This window comes from Actinomycetospora lemnae (genome assembly GCF_028737315.1).
GTDB classification, from domain to species: domain Bacteria; phylum Actinomycetota; class Actinomycetes; order Mycobacteriales; family Pseudonocardiaceae; genus Actinomycetospora; species Actinomycetospora lemnae.
Window position 1 is genome coordinate 266,954 of record NZ_JAQZAO010000007.1, and the last position, 17,525, is coordinate 284,478.

At 74.5% G+C, this 17,525-nt stretch carries 17 protein-coding genes; 8 read left to right on the plus strand and 9 right to left on the minus strand.

What is annotated here, in order from left to right:
• Window positions 1–63 precede the first annotated feature (63 nt).
• The 7 genes from PGB27_RS17935 to PGB27_RS17965 all read right to left on the minus strand — a co-directional run bounded on the left by PGB27_RS17935 (window position 64) and on the right by PGB27_RS17965 (window position 8,236).
• The gene (locus PGB27_RS17935) at window positions 64–1,677 is read right to left on the minus strand and encodes an IucA/IucC family protein (protein WP_274201746.1); all 1,614 of its coding nucleotides are present in this window, start codon (window positions 1,675–1,677) and stop codon (window positions 64–66) included.
• Window positions 1,674–3,470: an IucA/IucC family protein gene (locus PGB27_RS17940; protein ID WP_274201747.1), complete on the minus strand. Its 1,797-nt coding sequence runs from the start codon at window positions 3,468–3,470 to the stop codon at window positions 1,674–1,676. Before PGB27_RS17940 ends, PGB27_RS17935 begins: the two co-directional genes overlap by 4 nt.
• Window positions 3,471–3,477: 7 nt before the next feature.
• The gene (gene sbnA, locus PGB27_RS17945; RefSeq protein WP_274201748.1) at window positions 3,478–4,521 is read right to left on the minus strand and encodes a 2,3-diaminopropionate biosynthesis protein SbnA; all 1,044 of its coding nucleotides are present in this window, start codon (window positions 4,519–4,521) and stop codon (window positions 3,478–3,480) included.
• Between the two features lie 124 nt (window positions 4,522–4,645).
• Complete coding sequence (locus PGB27_RS17950; protein ID WP_274201749.1) at window positions 4,646–5,074, minus strand: TIGR03618 family F420-dependent PPOX class oxidoreductase; 429 nt, start codon at window positions 5,072–5,074, stop codon at window positions 4,646–4,648.
• Window positions 5,075–5,116: 42 nt separating this feature from the next.
• Window positions 5,117–6,343, minus strand: coding sequence for an MFS transporter (locus tag PGB27_RS17955; protein WP_274201750.1), 1,227 nt, complete (start codon window positions 6,341–6,343; stop codon window positions 5,117–5,119).
• A gap of 41 nt (window positions 6,344–6,384) precedes the next feature.
• Window positions 6,385–7,563 carry an alkane 1-monooxygenase gene (locus PGB27_RS17960; RefSeq protein ID WP_274201751.1) on the minus strand — a complete coding sequence of 393 codons (1,179 nt, stop codon included), beginning with the start codon at window positions 7,561–7,563 and terminating at the stop codon, window positions 6,385–6,387.
• A 79-nt stretch (window positions 7,564–7,642) separates the two neighbouring features.
• A complete protein-coding gene (locus PGB27_RS17965) occupies window positions 7,643–8,236 on the minus strand; it encodes a TetR/AcrR family transcriptional regulator (protein ID WP_274201752.1) in 594 nt (197 codons plus the stop codon).
• Window positions 8,237–8,552: 316 nt separating this feature from the next.
• Between PGB27_RS17965 and PGB27_RS17970 the strand changes: the two genes are divergently transcribed.
• Complete coding sequence (locus PGB27_RS17970) at window positions 8,553–9,359, plus strand: hypothetical protein (RefSeq protein ID WP_274201753.1); 807 nt, start codon at window positions 8,553–8,555, stop codon at window positions 9,357–9,359.
• An 81-nt stretch (window positions 9,360–9,440) separates the two neighbouring features.
• On the opposite strand, the gene PGB27_RS17975 is transcribed toward PGB27_RS17970, so the two are convergent.
• The gene (locus PGB27_RS17975) at window positions 9,441–10,709 is read right to left on the minus strand and encodes a cytochrome P450 (protein ID WP_274201754.1); all 1,269 of its coding nucleotides are present in this window, start codon (window positions 10,707–10,709) and stop codon (window positions 9,441–9,443) included.
• Window positions 10,710–10,767: 58 nt separating this feature from the next.
• Between PGB27_RS17975 and PGB27_RS17980 the strand changes: the two genes are divergently transcribed.
• The 3 genes from PGB27_RS17980 to metX all read left to right on the plus strand — a co-directional run bounded on the left by PGB27_RS17980 (window position 10,768) and on the right by metX (window position 13,434).
• Window positions 10,768–10,893 carry a hypothetical protein gene (locus PGB27_RS17980; RefSeq protein ID WP_274201755.1) on the plus strand — a complete coding sequence of 42 codons (126 nt, stop codon included), beginning with the start codon at window positions 10,768–10,770 and terminating at the stop codon, window positions 10,891–10,893.
• An 80-nt stretch (window positions 10,894–10,973) separates the two neighbouring features.
• On the plus strand, window positions 10,974–12,281 hold the full coding sequence (locus PGB27_RS17985) for a bifunctional o-acetylhomoserine/o-acetylserine sulfhydrylase (RefSeq protein ID WP_274201756.1): 1,308 nt from the start codon (window positions 10,974–10,976) through the stop codon (window positions 12,279–12,281).
• A gap of 13 nt (window positions 12,282–12,294) precedes the next feature.
• Window positions 12,295–13,434, plus strand: a complete 1,140-nt coding sequence (gene metX, locus PGB27_RS17990) for a homoserine O-acetyltransferase MetX (RefSeq protein WP_408630090.1) — start codon at window positions 12,295–12,297, stop codon at window positions 13,432–13,434.
• A gap of 1 nt (window position 13,435) precedes the next feature.
• Here the strand turns inward: metX and PGB27_RS17995 are convergent, their stop codons facing one another.
• Window positions 13,436–13,834, minus strand: coding sequence for an ArsR/SmtB family transcription factor (locus PGB27_RS17995; protein ID WP_408630091.1), 399 nt, complete (start codon window positions 13,832–13,834; stop codon window positions 13,436–13,438).
• A 76-nt stretch (window positions 13,835–13,910) separates the two neighbouring features.
• On the opposite strand from PGB27_RS17995, the gene PGB27_RS18000 reads away from it, so the two are divergent.
• From PGB27_RS18000 to PGB27_RS18015, 4 genes are all read left to right on the plus strand, one after another.
• Window positions 13,911–15,041, plus strand: coding sequence for a DUF418 domain-containing protein (locus PGB27_RS18000; protein WP_274201757.1), 1,131 nt, complete (start codon window positions 13,911–13,913; stop codon window positions 15,039–15,041).
• A gap of 348 nt (window positions 15,042–15,389) precedes the next feature.
• On the plus strand, window positions 15,390–15,752 hold the full coding sequence (locus PGB27_RS18005) for a cupin domain-containing protein (protein WP_274201758.1): 363 nt from the start codon (window positions 15,390–15,392) through the stop codon (window positions 15,750–15,752).
• A 61-nt stretch (window positions 15,753–15,813) separates the two neighbouring features.
• Complete coding sequence (locus tag PGB27_RS18010) at window positions 15,814–16,542, plus strand: alpha/beta fold hydrolase (protein WP_274201759.1); 729 nt, start codon at window positions 15,814–15,816, stop codon at window positions 16,540–16,542.
• 60 nt (window positions 16,543–16,602) lie between these two features.
• Complete coding sequence (locus PGB27_RS18015) at window positions 16,603–17,505, plus strand: oxidoreductase (RefSeq protein WP_274201760.1); 903 nt, start codon at window positions 16,603–16,605, stop codon at window positions 17,503–17,505.
• Window positions 17,506–17,525 lie beyond the last annotated feature (20 nt).

Genomic DNA, 17,525 nt, shown 5'->3' on the forward strand with positions numbered 1-17,525 from the left:
CTCGTTGGAGCTGGCCGCCTACCCCTCGTGAGCGAACTTTCGAGCTATGGGTCGAAAGTCCGCTCACGTGGCCAGGGGGTTCGGGAGGTCGTGCACCCGGAGCTCGGTGTCGGGCCAGAGGCGGCGGGTGGTGAGCTTCTCGATCGACAGCGTCGGGGCGAGGACATCGAAGGTCGCCAGGCGCGCGGCGAACTCCGGGACGCGGTCGGCGTGGTTGCGGATCGCGCGCCGCACCACCGCCCAGAACTCGTCCTCGCCGAACCCGTAGTCGCTCGCCAGCACCCACGCCACCTCGGCCAGGTTCACGAAGCACAGGCAGTCCAGCAGGAAGCCCGTGACCTGCGCCGGGTCGTCGGTCTCGAGGAACGAGTTGGCGTTGGGGTGGTCGGCCGGTGGCGCCTCGAGCACCGGCGCCGGGGCGCGCAGCAACGACCGCGAGAACCGCACCCCGTCGTGGAAGTCCTTGAGCGCCACCCGCGTCGGCAGGCCCCCGGCGTGCACGAGCAGCATGTTCTGCGCGTGCGACTCCAGCGCCACCCCGTACACGACGAGCAGGTGCACCAGCGGCAGCACCGTCGCCTTGACCAGCCGCTCCACCCACCCCCGCGCGCCCTGCGCCCGGACCCACGGGTCGATCAGCGGCACGCCCTCGACCGAGCGCGACGCCAGCCCCGGGAACGGCACGGCCCGCTCGCCGGGGTGCAGGTACCGGTGCAGGCTCTCCCGCCAGATCGCCCCGAGGCCCGGGTCGACGGTGACGCCGAGGACCTCGCGCAGCACGATCACCCGCGCCTTGTCGGCCAGCACCGGGTCGCCGGCCACGATCCCCGCCAGCCAGTCGGAGATCGGCGCGGCGTTGCGGACGGTGTGCGGCGCCAGGCCCCTCGAGGTCGACGTGTTCGTGATCGCGAGCGGCAGCTTCACCGACGGCTCGCTCGGCGCGTCGATCCGCGCCAACGTCCGGATCGACATCTGCGGTCGGTGGGCGTCCCCGTCGTCCAGGACCCGCAACGCCCCCGACGCGAGGGCGTCGGCGTGGGTCGCGGCGACGTGGTGGTCCCACTGCCACGGGTGCACCGGGATCCCGACGCGGCCCGCCGGCGCGCGCCACACCGACGCCGGGTCCAGCCCCGCCGACGCCGACACCGCGACCAGCGACGGGTCGGCGTCGAGCAGCACCGGGCGCACGGTGGGCGCGAACTCCGGGGTGTAGGCCAGCAGGTCGTCGACCCCGAACCCGATCCGCGACTTGTACGCCGGGTGGTAGCGGTGCCCGTCGGCGACCAGGGACTCGAGCACGTCGTGGCCCGCGTCCGGGTCGAGCGGGCCGGCCGGGCGCGCGCGCACCGCCAGGGCGTCGCCGAGCACGGTCGCGGCGAGCTCACCGGCCAGGCGGGCCCGGCACGCGGGGTCGGCGCGGACCGGGGCGTCGGCGAGGAACTCGGCGGGGGTCACCGGACGGCCGTCGCGCGTGACCGGCGCCGTCAGCCGCACCCGCCCGAACGACGGCGTGCGCACGAACCGCAGCGCGAACGGCCCGGCGCTCGTGCCGGGACCGCCGTCGCCGACGACCTCGACGGCGTCCTCGAGCACCAGCGACTCGACGAGCTGCGCGAGCACCCGGTCGCGCACCGGGGCGGACGCCGCCAGCGCCGCGGCGACCTCGGCGGGTCTCACGGCACCGCCCGCAACGGGTTCGGGACGCGCGTGGTGCCCGCCGGCATGCTCGCGCCCCGCGACGGGCCGCGCTCGAGCAGCGGGCGCAGCACCGTCCGGTACGGCCAGGTCTCGGCGTCGAGCAGCGTCGCCCGCAACGCCTGGCGGACCACCGGGCTGCGCGTCCGGTCGACGGCGCCCTCGACCGCGTGCCGGATCACCGACCACCACCGCGGCTCGGGCTCCCCGGTCGCGCGCACCAGGGCGTCGACCACCCCGCCCAGCCCGACCTCGACGGTCAGCGTGCAGAAGAAACCGATCAGCTCCGCGGGCGTGTCGAGGCGCAGCGACTGCGTCCCGCCGGGCGCGAGCCGGTAGGCGGGGTCGGGCACCGAGAGCCAGCGCGGGTGGACGCGCACCGCGTCGTGGTCGCGCAGCACCACCCGCACGACCCGCCCGGACGTGTACCGACGGGTCGAGCTCCGCGCCGCTTCGTCTCCCGGCCGATGGGTCGAGCTCCGCTCCGCTCCGTCTCCCGGCCGACGGGTCGAGCTCCGCTCCGCTCCGTCTCCCGGCCGATGGGTCGAGCTCCGCTCCGCTCCGTCTCCCGCGAGCTCCACCAGCACGTTCTGCCCGTGCATCTCCGGCAGCACGCCGTGGCGCAGGAACCCGATCCCGACCTCGACGACGGCCTCGACCACCTCGCCGAACACCCCGGCCGGGTCACCGAGGCCGGTGAGCGCTCCCCGGGTCGAGCTCCGCTCCGCTCCGTCTCCCGCCACCCCGTCCCACGCCGGCGCCGCCAGGGCCGCCAGGGGCAGGCGCACGGCCCCGTCCGGACACGGCGGCAGCCGGCGCAGCGCCGCCGCGAGATGTCCCGGACGGTCGTGGAACTCGTCGCTGCCGTCGGGCGCCGCGAACCCCGACCACGCCGACTCGTCGGCGACCGCCACGCGCGCGGCGAGCGCGGGGTCGGCCGCGAGCACCCGGCGCAGGACCTGCTCGCCGCGCTGCCCGTGGTCGAGCGAGCGCGCCCCGAGCAGGCGCGCCGAGCCGAGCGTCGTCACCCCGAGCGGGAGCTTGAGGTGCCGGTCGCCGCCGAGGTCGAGGGTGCGCAGGGACGACGTGACCGTGCCCGACCCCACCCCCCGCGCCAGCGGGACGACGGTGCCGTCGGCGAGCTCGCGACCGAAGGCGACCGGGAGCACGCGCTCGCGGTCGAACGGGTGCACGGGCAGCGCCTCGTAGCCGTCCGGGGCCTCCGGCGCGCCGTCGACGACCACCGGGCCCCCGGTGCCGTGCCGCACGTGGTCGCGGCGCACGCCCACCCAGTCCAGCGCGACCTCGCGGCCCGGGCCCCAGCGGTCGAGCTCCGCGCGCGACCAGCCGGCCACCGCCCGTGCGGTCGGGTGGAAGGGGCGCCCGCGCACGGCGGCGAGCACCTCGCCCGAAGGATCGGAGACGTCCAGCACGTGCCCCACCGCCGTCCCCAGGTCCCGGGCCACGATCTCCTCGCAGGGCGCGTCGGGGGCGAGGAGCTCGAGGACCTCGGCGGGGTCGGTCGTCTCGCGCAGGGGCTCGCCCGGCACCCCGACCAGCACCGGCCCGTCGACGTAGCGCGAGGTCTGCAGCACCCCGCCCGCCCGCGCCCGCCACGCGAGGCAGCGCCCGTCGGGCAGGAGCAGGCGCACCCAGGTGCCGGGGCGGCCGTCCGGACCCGACCCGGGACGCACCCGGCCGGCGCCCGCGAGGTCCTCGGCGACGGCCGCGTCGAGCAGGTCCCGCAGGACGAGGACGCGCGGGTCGGTGCTCACCGGCGGCTCACACCGACGCCGCGACCCGACGAGCACGGGCCCGGTCGAGCCACGCGTCGTCCCACACGCGGTCGAGGTAGCGGTCGCCACGGTCGGGGAAGATCGCGACGATGCGGGCCGGCGGGGCGACGTCGCGCACGAGGCGGCGCACGGCGGTGACGACCGCGCCCGTGGACCCGCCCGCGAAGATCGCCTCGGTGGCGAGCAGCTCGCGGCAGGCCTCCGCGGCGGTGGCGTCGTCGACGTGCTCGACGCGGTCGATCTCGGCGGGGGAGTGCAGCTCCGGGACGCGGCTGGACCCGAGACCCGGCAGCTCCCGCCGCGCTGCCGTCTCCCCGCCCACCCCGCCGAAGATCACCGACCCGACGGCGTCGGCGGCGACGACCTCGACGGGCCCGCTCTCGCGCAGGCGCCGCGCGCAGCCCAGCAGGCTCCCGGTGGTGGAGACGGCGCCGACGAGGTGGGTCGGGGCGAGCATCGCGTCGGCGATCTCGGCGCCGGTGCCGTGGTAGTGGGCGAGCCAGTTGCGGTCGTTGGCGTACTGGTTGATCCACACGGTGTCGGGCGTCGTCGCGAGGATCTCGTGGACGCGGGCCAGGCGGGTGTGCAGGAAGCCGCCGGCCTCGTCCGGCTCGTCGACGGTCACGACGTCCGCCCCGAGCCCGCGCATGATCGCGACGTTGGCGGCGCTCGCGTGGGGGTCGATGACGCAGGTGAACGCCAGCCCGTGCAGGCGCGCGGCCATCGCGACCGCGACCCCGAAGTTGCCCGAGCTCGACTCCACGAGGCGGCTGCCCGGCGGGATCGACCCGTCCGCGAGGCCCGTGCCGACGATGTAGCGCGCCGAGCGGTCCTTCATGCTGCCGCCCGGGTTCATCAGCTCGAGCTTGGCGAGCACGGCCACGCCGGGCTGCGGGAACATCCGCCCGAGGCGGACCAGGGGCGTCGTGCCCACCGCGTCCAGCACCGAGTCGTGCACGGCCCAGGACCCCGCACGGGGTCCGGCGAGGTCACCGGTGGGGCCCGGGCGGGGCCCACGGGCGAGGGTCACGCACACCTCCGTCGCGACGCGGCAGGGCGGCGACGGAGATCTTCTCCGTGCCGACCGAGGCAACCCTAACCACGCGCCCGGTGATGCCGAACGGGTGACCGCTCCCCGCCCGGGAGGCCCTCGATCAGCCCACGTTGTCCGGGTTGTCGGTGGCCTTGTGCGCGCCCCAGCCGTGCCAGCGGTCGACCTCGATCCACGCGCTGACGCGCCCGCGGTCGCGGATCGGGTAGGGCTTGCCGGTGTAGTGCTGGGACAGGCGGTCGATCACGGCGAGGTCGTCGTCGTCGGCCCACTCGACGACGTGGCCCTGCATGCTGACGTGGGTGTACCAGTCGTCCTCGGCGAGCACGGTGATCGAGACCCGCGGGTCGTTCTTGAGGTACTCCACGCGCTTGCGCGCGTTGTCCATGTTGACCAGCACCCGGCCGTCCTCCCAGAGGTACCAGGTCGCCACCGACACCGGCTGGCCGTCGGGGCGCAGCGAGACGACGACGCTGGGGTTGGGACGGGCCAGGAGCTGCTGGGTCTCGTCGGGCAGCGGGGGGCGAGGCATGGGGGAGTCCTTCCGGTGGGGGTCGGCGGCGGGGTGCCCGCGTCACGCCCCGGCGCACTCCTGCGTGCGTCGCGAGCGCACGACGAGCAGGCGCGCGACGACCGCGGTGACGCCGAGGGCGACGACCACCAGCCCGTACCCCTCCGCGACCGGCCGCAGACCGATCTGCACGGTGAGGATCCCGGCGACGACGGCCGGCAGGCTGAACGCCAGGTAGGCGATCGTGTACGCGACGGCCATGAGCTCGCCCCGGGTCTCCGGCGCCGCGATCCGCGCGAGGGTGCCGAAGCAGGCCAGCGACGCCGACCCGAACCCGAGCCCGGCGACGACCGTCCCGGCCGCTGTGACCAGCGGCGACGCGAGCACCAGACCGCCGAGCGTCACCAGCGTGCCCAGCGCGAGCAGGCCGCCGGCGGGCGCGAGCAGCGACTCCGGCGGGCGGCGGAACACCGTGAACGCGGTGAGCGCGCCCACCCCGCACAGCAGGGTCACGACGATCCCGCCGATGAGGTGGCTGCGCAGGCCCAGGACCTCGGCGGCGACCGACGGGCCCAGCGAGAGGTAGAGCCCGCCGAGGGCCCAGCTCGCCGCGAGCGTCGGCACGATCGCCAGCACGTCGGCGCGCAGCCCGGCGGGGATCCGCAGCCGGGGCCGCAGCGAGGCCCACCCGCCGGCCCGGCGCGGCGCGGTCTCGGGCAGCAGGGCCAGCACGACGGCGACCACCACGAGCCCGGCCAGCAGCACGACCCAGACCAGGCGCGTGGGCGCCGGCGCGTACTCCACGAGCAGGCCGCAGCCCAGCGCGCCGAGCGCCAGGCCGATCAGCGGCGTCGTGGCGTTGGCGAGGCCGGCCCGGCGCGGGTGCAGGTCGACGAGCGTCGCGGCCATCGCGGTGATCGCCGCCCCGGTCGCCGCGCCCTGCACCGCCCGGGCGACGAGCAGCGTCGTCACCCCGTCGGCGACGAGGAACAGCACGACCGCCACCGTCTGCACGACCAGCGCGACGGCGAGCACCGGACGGCGCCCGACGTGGTCGGACAGCCCGCCGACCACCAGCAGCGACGCCAGCAGGAACAGCACGTAGACGGCGAAGACCACCGTCAGCGTCGCGGCGGAGAAGCCCCACTGCGCCTGGTAGACGACGTAGAGCGGGGACGGGACGCTCGAGGCGGCCAGGAAGAGCACGACGACCCCGGCCACCGCGGCGAAGAGCCGGCCGCGGCGGGCGGGGTCGAGGGCGTCGGCGGGGGCCGCTGCGGGGGCGCTCACTCCGGATGGCAACGCCCGCGGCAGCGAATCTATGTCCGCATCTATGTCCGCGCGTAGCGGGACAGGTAGCGCTCGCGCGTGCGCGGGTGGAGGTTCGCGAGCGTGATGTCGCCGTCGTAGTGCGCGAGGACCTTCGGGTCCATGATGCGCCGCCAGATCGGCGGGAAGAGCGCCACGACGATCATCGAGCCGTAGCCGCTGGGCAGCTGCGGGGACTCCTCGAAGTGGCGCAGCGTCTGGTAGCGGCGCAGCGGGTTGGCGTGGTGGTCGGAGTGGCGCTGCAGCTGGTAGAGGAGCAGGTTCGACACGGTGTGGTCGGCGTTCCAGCTGTGGCGCGGGTCGGTGCGCTCGTAGCGACCGTCGGGCCGCTTGCCCCGCTTGAGGCCGTAGTGCTCCAGGTAGTTGACGACCTCGAGCAGCGTGAACCCGACGACCGCCTGCAGCACCAGCCACGGCAGGACCGTCCAGCCGAAGACGGCGACGAGGGCGACGAACAGGACGACCGTCATCGCCCAGGCCACCGCGATCTCGTGGTCGAGCAGGCTGTGACGGCCCTTCGCGCGGCGCTTGCGCTCGAGGTGCCACGACGAGCGCAGGCTGCCCCACACCGTGCGCGGCAGGAACGCCCAGAAGCTCTCGCCGAGCCGTGAGCTCGCCGGGTCCTCCGGAGTCGCGACGCGGACGTGGTGGCCGCGGTTGTGCTCGACGTAGAAGTGCCCGTACGCGGAGCTGGCGAGTGCGACCTTCGAGAGCCAGCGCTCGACGTCCTCGCGCTTGTGCCCCAGCTCGTGGGCGGTGTTGATGGCGATGCCGCTGACCACGCCCATCGTCAGCGCGAGGCCGAGCTGCGCGTGCCAGGGCAGGTCCCAGGTGGCCCAGACCCAGCAGCTGAACACGAGGCTCGCGTACTGGATCGGAAGGAACAGGTAGGTGACCCAGCGGTAGTAGCGGTCGGCCTCGAGCCGCTCGCGCTCGGACTCCGGCGGGTTGTCGTCGGTGGCCCCGAACAGCAGGTCGAGCGCCGGCAGGATGACGAACAGGATCATCGGCCCGAGCCACCAGAAGACCGGGCTGCCGGTCAGGGCGACGAGGCCGGCGCCCGCGAACGGCATCGCCGGCATCACCGTCGCCAGCGGCCAGAGGTAGCGCTTGCGGTCGCGCCACGGGCGCTGCGGCGCGCTCCCCGTGGGCTCTCCGGTGGTCACTTCCGTGGTGCTCATGGGCCTGTCTCCCTCGACGCGACGGCTCGCGACAAAGTCTGCGCTGTGACGCGCGCTGAGACAAGACCCAATTTTTGTCTCAGCTCGGCGCGTGGATGAGCGCCATGAGGAGGCGGGCGACGCGCTGGCCGACGTCGACGGGGTCGAGGGCCGGCGCGACGACGTGCGAGATGACGAGACGGACGACGGCGTCGACCGTCTCCTCGATCCGCGTCGGCAGGAGGTCGGGGCGGCGCTGCTCCAGCCAGGTGGCGAGCAGGGCGCGCGCGGACTCGCGGATCGACTCGGAGCGCGAGGTCAGGAACGGCAGCAGCCCGGCGTCGCCCGAGCGGCTGCCGGTGAGCACGGCCCGGAGGAGCGGGTTGCGGGCGGCCTCCTCGAGGGTCAGGCGCGTGGCGGCGGCGACCGCCTCGCCGAGGTCGTCGTGCTCGGCGAGGGCCTCGTTGATCGCGGTGAAGAAGCGCTCGGCCTCGCGGTTCATGAGGGCCTCGCCGAGCCCGTCCTTGTTCCCGAACTCGCGGTAGAGCGTGGGGCGCGACACCCCGGAGTCGACCGCGACCTCGCCCACGCGCACCCGTTCCCAGCCGCGCTCGACCGTGTGCTCGTGAGCGGTCGTGAGGACCCGCTCGCGCACCTGGCGCCGGAACTCCAGGCGCAACGACTCCCCGGTCATGCGATCAGTGTCACTCACCGCAACCGAACGGGTGCGTGGAGCACGAGGCCGACACCCGGTCGGGCCTGTCCGTTGACCTGTGGAGCGCAATCCATGCTCGGGGGTGCGCCCATCGCCCTCGGCCCAACCGCTACGGCCGTCCGCTGGCTGCGGGCTGGGCCGAAGCGAGTCACTTCCTCAGGAAGGGCGACTGGCGAGTAACGACGGTCACCGATTGCCGATGAGCGGCCAAACCACACGGGTGGAACCCGGTGGGTCACCGTCCGGTCGAAGGGGTCCGCGCATGCTCGTCCGTCCCGGTCGTCTGCTCCCGAGCGTGATCGTCGGCGCCCTCGTCACCGGGGCCCTGGCCCTGGGGGCCGGGACGGCGTCGGCGGCGCCGGAGACGTGCACCGCAGGCGACACGCAATTCGTCCTCTCCGGCACGCTTCAGTCGGTGGGCGGGATCTGCTTCCTCGGAGACGTCGTGGCGGCTCTGGAGGACCTGAAGACTGCCGATTTCCAGACGCTGGCTGAGTACGAAGCGGCCGAGCAGCAGCGTTTGGAGCAGGAGCGTCTTGAGCAGGAGCGTCTTGAGCAGGAGCGTCTTGAGCAGGAGCGTCTCGAGCAGGAGCGTCTCGAGCAGGAGCAGCGGGAGCAGCAGCAGGAGCAAGTCCGTCTCGAGGAGGAGCAGCGCGTCGCCCAGCAACGAGCTGCGGAGCAGCAGGCGCAGCGGGATGCCGCGGCGCGCGAGGCGGCCGCAGCGGCCCAGCGTGCTGCTCAGGCGCAGGCCGCAGCTCCCGCGAACCTGCTGGCGCCGGGGGCGGGCGGCGGCGCCGGACTCCTGGCCGGGGTGCCCACGCTGAACTTCGGCGCGCCGAACGTGGGCCTGCTCTCACCCGTCGGCAGCCCGCTGCGTCCGCTGACCGGTCTGACCCCGGCGTCGCCCGTGACGACCACCAGCGACGTCCAGGCCATGGCCCTGGACTCGGTGCCCGCGGGGCTGGGGACGCCGGCGGTGGTGGGCACCCTGATCCTCTCGGCGCTGGCCGCCTTCGCCCTGCGGCACCGGGTGCTCCACCGCGCCCGCAGGGCCGCCGAGGCGGACACCGTCGAGACGCCGGTCCGGGCCTCCGTTTCCTGAGAACGGTCACCCGGCCCGCGCGGTCGACGACCGAGATCGAGTTCGACCGTCCGGGTGAGTTGATCTCGACCGCGGGCCCGGTCAGCGCGCCGCGTCGGTCCCGGCGATCGCGACGGGGAGGTGCTTGATCCCGTTGACGAAGATGCTGCGCAGGCGGTCGGGCTCGCCGACCACGCGGAGGTCGGGCATGCCGGCGAAGAGCTCGCGGAAGGCGACGGCGATCTCGCGGCGGGCGAGGTGGGCGCCGAGGCAGAAGTGCGGGCCGTGCGCGCCGAAGCCCTGGTGCGGGTTGGGGGAGCGGCGCAGGTCGAGACGGTCCGGGTCGGTGAACACGGTCTCGTCGCGGTTCGCCGCCCCGTAGACGAGCAGCAGCTTCTCGCCGGCCGCGACCTCGACGTCGCCGACGGTCGTGTCCTCGACCGCGGTGCGGCGCATCCAGTTGATGGGCGAGGCCCAGCGCACGATCTCGTCGACGGCGGTGGGCGTGACGCCCTCGACGTCGCCCGACCACGCCTCCCACTGCGACGGGTCGAGGTGCATGCCCCAGACGCCGTGGGTGATCGCGTTGCGGGTGGTCTCGTTGCCCGCGACGCAGAGCAGGATGAAGAAGGACGCGATCTCCTGGTGCGTGAGTCGCTCGCCGTCGACGGTGCCGTGGACCAGCGCGGAAGTGACGTCGTCGGTCGGCTCGGCCTCGCGGGCGGCGGCGAGCTCGGTCATCAGCCCCGAGAGCCCGGCGCCGGCGGCGAGGTAGTCGCCGAGCGGGTTGTCCGAGGTGACGTACTCGGGGTCGTCGCCGGCGAGGATGACGTTGGAGTGCGCGAACACCTCGTCGCGCCGCGACTCCGGGATGCCCATCATCTCGCAGATGACCAGGAGCGGGATGCGCGCCGAGACGTCGGTGACGAGGTCGAACGACCCGTCGCCGGTCAGCGCCCGCTCGCGTGCCGACGCGATCACCGACCGGGACACCCGGGTGACGTCGTCGAGCAGCGCCTCGGTGCGCCTGGGTGTGAAGGCCTGCGCCGCGATCCGGCGGATCTTCGTGTGCCGCGGGGCGTCCATGCTGATCAGCGAGCCGAAGAACTCGTGCGCCTCGGCGGGCAGGTCGAGGATCGACACCGCGCCCCGCCCCGAGCAGAACAGGGCCGGGTGCTTGCTGACGTACTCGACGTCGGCGTGGCGGGTGACGGCGCGGAACCCGGGCCCGCGGTCGAAGCCCGGGAACTCGGGCTCGGCGAACCAGCGCAGTCCGGCGTCGGCGCGCAGGCCGGCGAACGCCGCGAAACGCTGCGCCCAGGGCGCCGCCCAGAACTCCCGGTCACCGAGATCCACCGCGAAGGCCGTCACCGTTGGCAGGCTGCCAGCAAGGCGTCCGCCACGCCAGGCCGTGCGCAACGTGACCCCCGTGACCCCGGCGCGTGAGTTGTGCCCGCTGGCGCGCGGCGAGAGGATCGCCGCCGTGGTGCGGGTCGATCTCGAAGGTTTCTGGCCGAGTCGTCGTGTCGACGCGTTCGACGAGCGGTGTCGCTGAGGGGCAGCACCCCTCCGGACGAGCACGACGAGCACGAACGAGCGCATCCCCCGAACCACCCACGATGGAGTGAGCACCTCATGACCGACGCGAGCGCCGGCTGGTCGTTCGAGACCCAGCAGGTCCACGCGGGCGCGAGCCCGGACCCGGCGACGAACGCCCGGGCCACGCCGATCTACCAGACGACGTCCTACGTCTTCCGCGACACCCAGCACGGGGCCGACCTGTTCAGCCTCGCCGAGCCGGGCAACATCTACACGCGGATCATGAACCCGACCCAGGACGTGCTCGAGCAGCGCCTCGCCGCGCTCGAGGGCGGGGTCGCGGCCCTGGCGTTCGCCAGCGGGAGCGCGGCCACGACGGCGGCGATCCTCAACATCGCGAACGCCGGCGACCACTTCGTGTCCAGCCCGAGCCTCTACGGCGGCACGTACAACCTGTTCCACTACACGCTGCCGAAGATGGGCATCGAGGTCTCGTTCGTCGAGGACCAGGACGACCTCGAGCAGTGGCGCAACGCCGTCCGGCCGAACACCAAGCTGTTCTTCGCCGAGACCATCGCCAACCCCGGCTCGAACGTCCTCGACGTCGCGGGCGTCGCGGGTGTCGCGCACGAGATCGGCGTGCCGCTCCTCGTCGACAACACCGTGCCGACGCCCTACCTGCTGCGCCCCATCGAGCACGGCGCCGACGTCGTGATCCACTCGGCGACCAAGTACCTCGGCGGGCACGGCACCACGATCGCGGGCGTCGTGGTCGACGGCGGCACCTTCGACTTCGGCGCCCACGGCGACCGATTCCCCGGGTTCACCGAGCCCGACCCGAGCTACAACGGCCTCAAGTACTGGGAGGCCCTCGGCCCGGGCGCCTACGCCGCGAAGCTGCGCGTCCAGCTGCTGCGCGACACCGGCGCCGCGATCTCGCCGTTCAACGCCTTCCTCATCATCCAGGGCGTCGAAACGCTCTCGTTGCGCCTCGAGCGCCACGTCCAGAACGCGCAGGCGCTGGCCGAGTGGCTCGAGGCGCGCGACGAGGTCGAGAAGGTCTACTACGCGGGCCTGCCCTCGAGCCCCTGGTACGAGGCCGGCCGGAAGTACCTGCCCAAGGGCGTCGGCGCGATCGTGTCGTTCGACCTGCGCGGCGGGGTCGAGGCCGGCCGCGCGTTCGTCGACGGCACCACCCTGCACTCGCAGCTGGTCAACATCGGCGACGTCCGCAGCCTCATCGCCCACCCGGCGTCGACCACCCACAGCCAGCTCTCCGAGAACGAGCAGGAGTCCGCGGGCGTGACCCCGGGCCTCGTGCGCCTGGCCGTCGGGATCGAGAACATCGAGGACCTCAAGGCCGACCTCGAGGCGGGCTTCACCGCGGCCAAGTCCGCCCAGTGAGCGGTCTGGCTGCGTGACCGAGCTGCAGACGGTCCCGGTGCTCCCTCCCGCCACCGGCGCGTGGCGGGAGGGGGACCCGGTCGGTGACCGGCGGTTCGTCGACCTCGGGGCGATCACCCTCGAGGGCGGCGAGACGCTGCCCGACCTCCGCGTCGCGTACGAGACGTGGGGGCGCTTCGACGGCACGAACGCCGTCCTGGTCCTGCACGCCCTGACCGGCGACAGCCACGTCACCGGGGAGGCGGGGCTCGGGCACCCGACGCCGGGCTGGTGGACGGCGCTGGTCGGACCGGGCAAGGCCATCGACACCGACCGCTGGTTCGTCGTCGCGCCCAACGTCCTCGGCGGCTGCCAGGGCACGACCGGTCCGGCCTCACCGGCGCCGGACGGGCAGGCGTACGGCTCGCGGTTCCCGCGCACGACGGTGCGCGACCAGGTGGCGGTGGAGGCGCTCTTCGCCGACGCGCTGAGCATCGGCAGCTGGGCCGCGGTGCTCGGCGGCTCGATGGGCGGGATGCGCGCGCTCGAGTGGGCGGTCATGTACCCGGCGCGGGTGGAGCGTCTGCTGCTGCTGTGCTCGCCGGCGGCGGCGTCGGCCGACCAGATCGCCTGGGCGGCTCCGCAGCTCGCCGCGATCCGCGAGGACCCGGGCTGGCACGGCGGCGACTACCACGACCGCCCGCGCGGCGAGGGCCCGCACGTCGGGCTCGGCGTCGCCCGGCGGATCGCGCACAACACCTACCGGACCGCCGAGGAGTACGACACGCGGTTCGCGCGCCGTCCCCAGCCGGGGGAGGACCCGGAGGACGGCGGGCGCTTCGCGATCGAGAGCTACCTCGACCACCACGCCGAGAAGCTCGTGCACCGCTTCGACGCCGGCAGCTACGTCGAGCTCACGCGGGCGATGAACGGCCACGACGTCGCCCGCGGCCGCGGATCACCGGCCGAGGCGCTGGGCCGGGTGACGGCGCGGACCGTCGTCGCGGGCTCGGTGTCCGACCGGCTCTACCCGCTGCACCAGCAGGAGGAGCTCGCCGCGCTCATCCCCGGGGCGGGCGAGGTGCACCGCATCGAGTCGCCGTTCGGGCACGACGCGTTCCTCATCGAGGCACGCCGGCTGACCCAGATTCTCGAAGAGCTCTTCGCGCGGTGAGCTACAGCCGCGCAGGCTCGGCGACGACCTCGTGCAGCAGCGCGTGCACGGTCTCGTCGGCCAGCCGGTAGCGCACCACGCGCCCGGCACGCCGGGTGGCGACGAGGCCCTGCGCGCGCAGCAGGCGCAGCGCCTGGGAGGTCGTGGTGTCCTTGAGGCCCGCGGCGACGGCGAGGTCGGACACGCAGATCTCGCCGGCAGCGTGGATGCAGAGCAGCAGCGTCAGCCGCGTGGGGTCGGCGAGCAGGGCGAAGCGGGTGACCCAGGCGTGCATCACGGCCCCGTCGGGCAGGGCGGCGATGGCGTCGCACACCCGGTGGTCCTCGTCCAGCGCCCGGTGACGCTGCTCGAGGCGGGCGGCGTCGTCCGACGTGCCGTCCGAGGGCTCGGTGAGGTGCACCGAACCATCGTGTCATCCTCGCGCCGCCGCCGGGCGCCGGCAGGGGAGACACGGGGCGGAGCAGGAGGAATCCACGGTGACCGGACCGGCCGGACTGGCCACGCGCAGCGTCACCCCCGACCTCGCGCGCGGGCTGCTGCTCGCGCTGATCGCGGTGGCCAACGCGCACCTCTACCTCGTCGCCCGTCCCATCGGCTACCGCGGCTACCCGGTGGAGCTCCCGGGCGCCGACCGTGTCCTCGCCGTGGTGCAGATGGTGCTCGTCGACGGACGGGTCTACCCGCTGTTCGCCGCGCTGGTCGGCTACGGGCTGGCGCGGCTGGCGGAGCGCGCGCCGGAGAGCGTCCTGCGCCGCCGGGGGCTCGTGCTGCTCGGGGTCGGCGCGCTGCACGGGATCCTGCTCTTCCCCGGCGACATCATCGGCGCCTACGGCCTGCTGGCGCTGCTGTTCGCGCCGATGGTGGTGGCGGCGCGGACGCCCGCCGGCGCGCGCTCGCTGCTGGTGACCGCCGGCGGGATCGCGGCGATCGGGGTGCTGCTCTCGACCGGTCAGGGCACACCGCAGGGGGTGCCGACGGTGCCCTCGATCGCGGCGCCGACGCTCGGCGCGTTCCTCGGCGAGCACCCGTCGGCGTGGCTGGTGACGACGCTGTTCTCCGCGCTGCTCACCGCGCCGGCGGTGCTGGTCGGGGTGGTGATCGCGCGGTCCGGGACGCTCGACGACCCCGGCGCGCACCGGCGCCGACTCGCGGTGTGGGCGGTCGGTGGGGTCGGGGCGGGCGTGCTGCTCGGGCTGCCGCTGGCCCTGGCCGTCGCCGGCACGTGGGCGCCGACGGGGGCGACCGGGGCGCTGGTCGGCGCGGCGCACGCCGCCGGCGGTTACGCGGGTGCCCTCGGGCTGCTGGGCGTGATGGGCCTGCTCGGGAGCGTGTCCTGGCCGGGGCGGGACCTGATCGCGGCGTCGGGGACCTGGTCGATGACGCTGTACCTGTCGCAGTCGGTGGTGTTCGTCGCCGTGTTCGCGACGATCGCGGGCGGGCGCGGCGCCTCGGCGTCGTTGGTGACGGCGACGCTGGTGGGGCTCGCGACCTGGCTGGTCGGTGTGCTCGTCGCGGGCCCGCTCGCGCGGGCCGGGCACCGCGGTCCGGCCGAGATCGTCGTGCGCCGCCTGACCTACGCCGGACGGGCCTCGCGCCCGACGGCCTAGTCCGCCGCCGTCGTCCGCCGTCGTCGGTACCTCACCGAGCGCCCGACCTGACCCGGCGGCCGCGGCTGTCACCGACGTGACAGCTCCGGTGCTCCTGATCTCCTAACGTCGCGCTCGTGATCTCCCCGGTGATCGCGGAGCGTCGGTGACGTCGCGGGCGGTCCGCCGCCGCTCGGACGCCGCGACGTCGACGCCCTGTACCCGGGCACCCTGACGCGCTGGCCCTGAGTCACCTCTGCTGGGCCGAACGGGTGGCGCTCGGCGACGGGCGCGGCGAAGGCGGTCACACTGAGCGGCCCGACGGGGGGCGCCCGGGGTCCCGGGTGAGCCACGTCGAAGGAGGCCGTCATGGCCGCGATCGAGCACAGGAACATGGGTGCGCCGGACGAGACCCGCACCCCGGACAAGACCCGCCTCGAGGTCGTGCAGCTCGGGGACGCCACGGTCGCCCGGATCTCGCTGGAGCCGGGCTGGCGCTGGTCGGAGTGCATCAAGCCGGTGGTCGGCGGGGAGAGCTGCCAGGCGGCGCACCTGGGCTACCTGGTGGCGGGCCGCCTGCACGTCGTCGCCGACGACGGCACGGAGGCCGACCTCTCCGCGGGCGAGACCTACCGCCTGACGCCGGGCCACGACGCCTGGGTGGTCGGCGACGAGCAGGTCGTCGGGCTCGAGTTCGAGACCAAGACGGCCGAGACCTACGCCCGCGGCTGACCCGGCATGTGAGTACTTTCCACGGCTATAGCCGTGGAAAGTACTCACATAAGGTCGGGGCGTGACGGAGCTGCCGCCGCCGGTCCGCTGGTGGGGGCACCCGTTCGGCGAGGCGCGGGTGCACCTCGAGCTGGCGCGACTGCTCCTGTCCGACACCTGGCGCGGCGCGGACGTCCCGCACGGCGAGGGCGCGCCGGTGATGCTCGTGCCGGGGTTCCTCGCCGGCGACCTCACCCTCGCGGTGCTGCACGACTGGCTCCGCAAGATCGGCCACCGCTCCTACCGCTCGGGCATCACCTGGAACGTCGACTGCTCCGAGGCCGCGGTGCGCCGCCTGGACCGCCGGCTCACCGAGGTCGCCGAGCGCGCGGGAGCGCCGGTCACGCTCGTCGGGCACAGCCGGGGCGGCCTGTTCGCCCGCGCGCTCGCGGCGCGCAGCCCGGACCGGGTCCGGCGGGTCGTGGCCCTCGGCAGCCCGCTCGCCTCGCAGCTCGACGCGTCGGTGCTGACGCTCGCGGCGGTCAGCGGGGCCCGCGTCGCCCAGAACGTCGTGCGTCCCCACCGGCCGCACTGCCTGACCGTGCGCTGCCCGTGCCCGTTCTCCGCCGACCTGCGCGCGCCGGCCGCGCCGCCGGTCGTCGCGATCTGGAGTGCCGAGGACGGGATCGTGCGGCCGTCGGCGTGCCGGCCGGACGACGCGGAGTGGCGTGAGGTCCGCGGCAGCCACGTCGGGCTGGGCGTCAACGTCGAGGTGTACCGCCAGCTGGCCGAGGTGCTGGTGCGCCCCTGACCACCGTGGACCACCGCGGACCACCGTTTGGATCAGCACCCCGCGGGGCACGGGACGCGCATGACCGCGTGGACCCCCGCCGACATCGGAGACCAGTCCGGCCGCACCTTCGTCGTCACCGGGGCGAACTCCGGCATCGGGCTCGAGGCGTCCCGCGAGCTCGTGCGCGCGGGCGCGCGCGTCGTGCTCGCGGTGCGCGACACCGAGAAGGGCGAGCAGGCCGCCGCGGAGATCGCCGGCCGAGGCACCACCGAGGTCCGCCGCCTCGACCTCGCCGACCTGTCCTCGGTGCGCACGTTCGCCGCCGAGCTCCAGGGCCCGGTCGACGTGCTGATCAACAACGCCGGTCTCATGGCGGTCCCGGAGCGGCGCACCGCCGACGGCTTCGAGATGCAGATCGGCACGAACTTCCTCGGCCACTTCGCCCTCACGGGCCTGCTGCTCGACGTCGTCACCGACCGCGTGGTGACGCTCTCGAGCGTCGCGCACCGCATGGGCAAGATCGACCTCGCCGACCTCAACTGGCGCCGCCGCCGCTACCAGCGCTGGCTCGCCTACGGGCAGTCGAAGCTCGCCGACCTGATGTTCGCCTACGAGCTCGAGCACCGCTTCGTCGCCGCCGGCTCGCCGCTGCGCTCGATGGCCGCGCACCCCGGCTACAGCGCGACCAACCTGCAGAGCCGCACCGAGTCGGTGCAGGACCTCGCGATGGGTGTCTTCAACAAGATCGTCGCGCAGGGCCCGGCGATGGGCGCGCAGCCCACGCTCTACGCGGCGACGGTGCCCGACCTGCCCGGCGGCACCTACGTCGGCCCCAGCGGCTTCCAGGAGATCTCCGGCCCGCCGGTGCCGGTCGGCTCGACGGTCGCCTCGCACGACCGTGCCACCCAGGCCGCGCTGTGGGACCTCGCCGCCGAGCTGACCGGGGTCACGCCGCAGATCCGCGCGGGCGCGCGGTCCTGAGCACCGCCACGCAGGCGCCG

What these genes read in the sequence shown, in the direction of transcription:
- PGB27_RS17950 (WP_274201749.1), bottom strand. Translation starts at nt 5,074, where the DNA reads ATGCCTCGCCCCCCGCTGCCCGACGAGACCCAGCAGCTCCTGGCCCGT.
- PGB27_RS17960 (WP_274201751.1), bottom strand. Translation starts at nt 7,563, where the DNA reads ATGAGCACCACGGAAGTGACCACCGGAGAGCCCACGGGGAGCGCGCCG.
- PGB27_RS17965 (WP_274201752.1), bottom strand. Translation starts at nt 8,236, where the DNA reads ATGACCGGGGAGTCGTTGCGCCTGGAGTTCCGGCGCCAGGTGCGCGAG.
- PGB27_RS17985 (WP_274201756.1), top strand. Translation starts at nt 10,974, where the DNA reads ATGACCGACGCGAGCGCCGGCTGGTCGTTCGAGACCCAGCAGGTCCAC.
- PGB27_RS18005 (WP_274201758.1), top strand. Translation starts at nt 15,390, where the DNA reads ATGGCCGCGATCGAGCACAGGAACATGGGTGCGCCGGACGAGACCCGC.
- PGB27_RS18015 (WP_274201760.1), top strand. Translation starts at nt 16,603, where the DNA reads ATGACCGCGTGGACCCCCGCCGACATCGGAGACCAGTCCGGCCGCACC.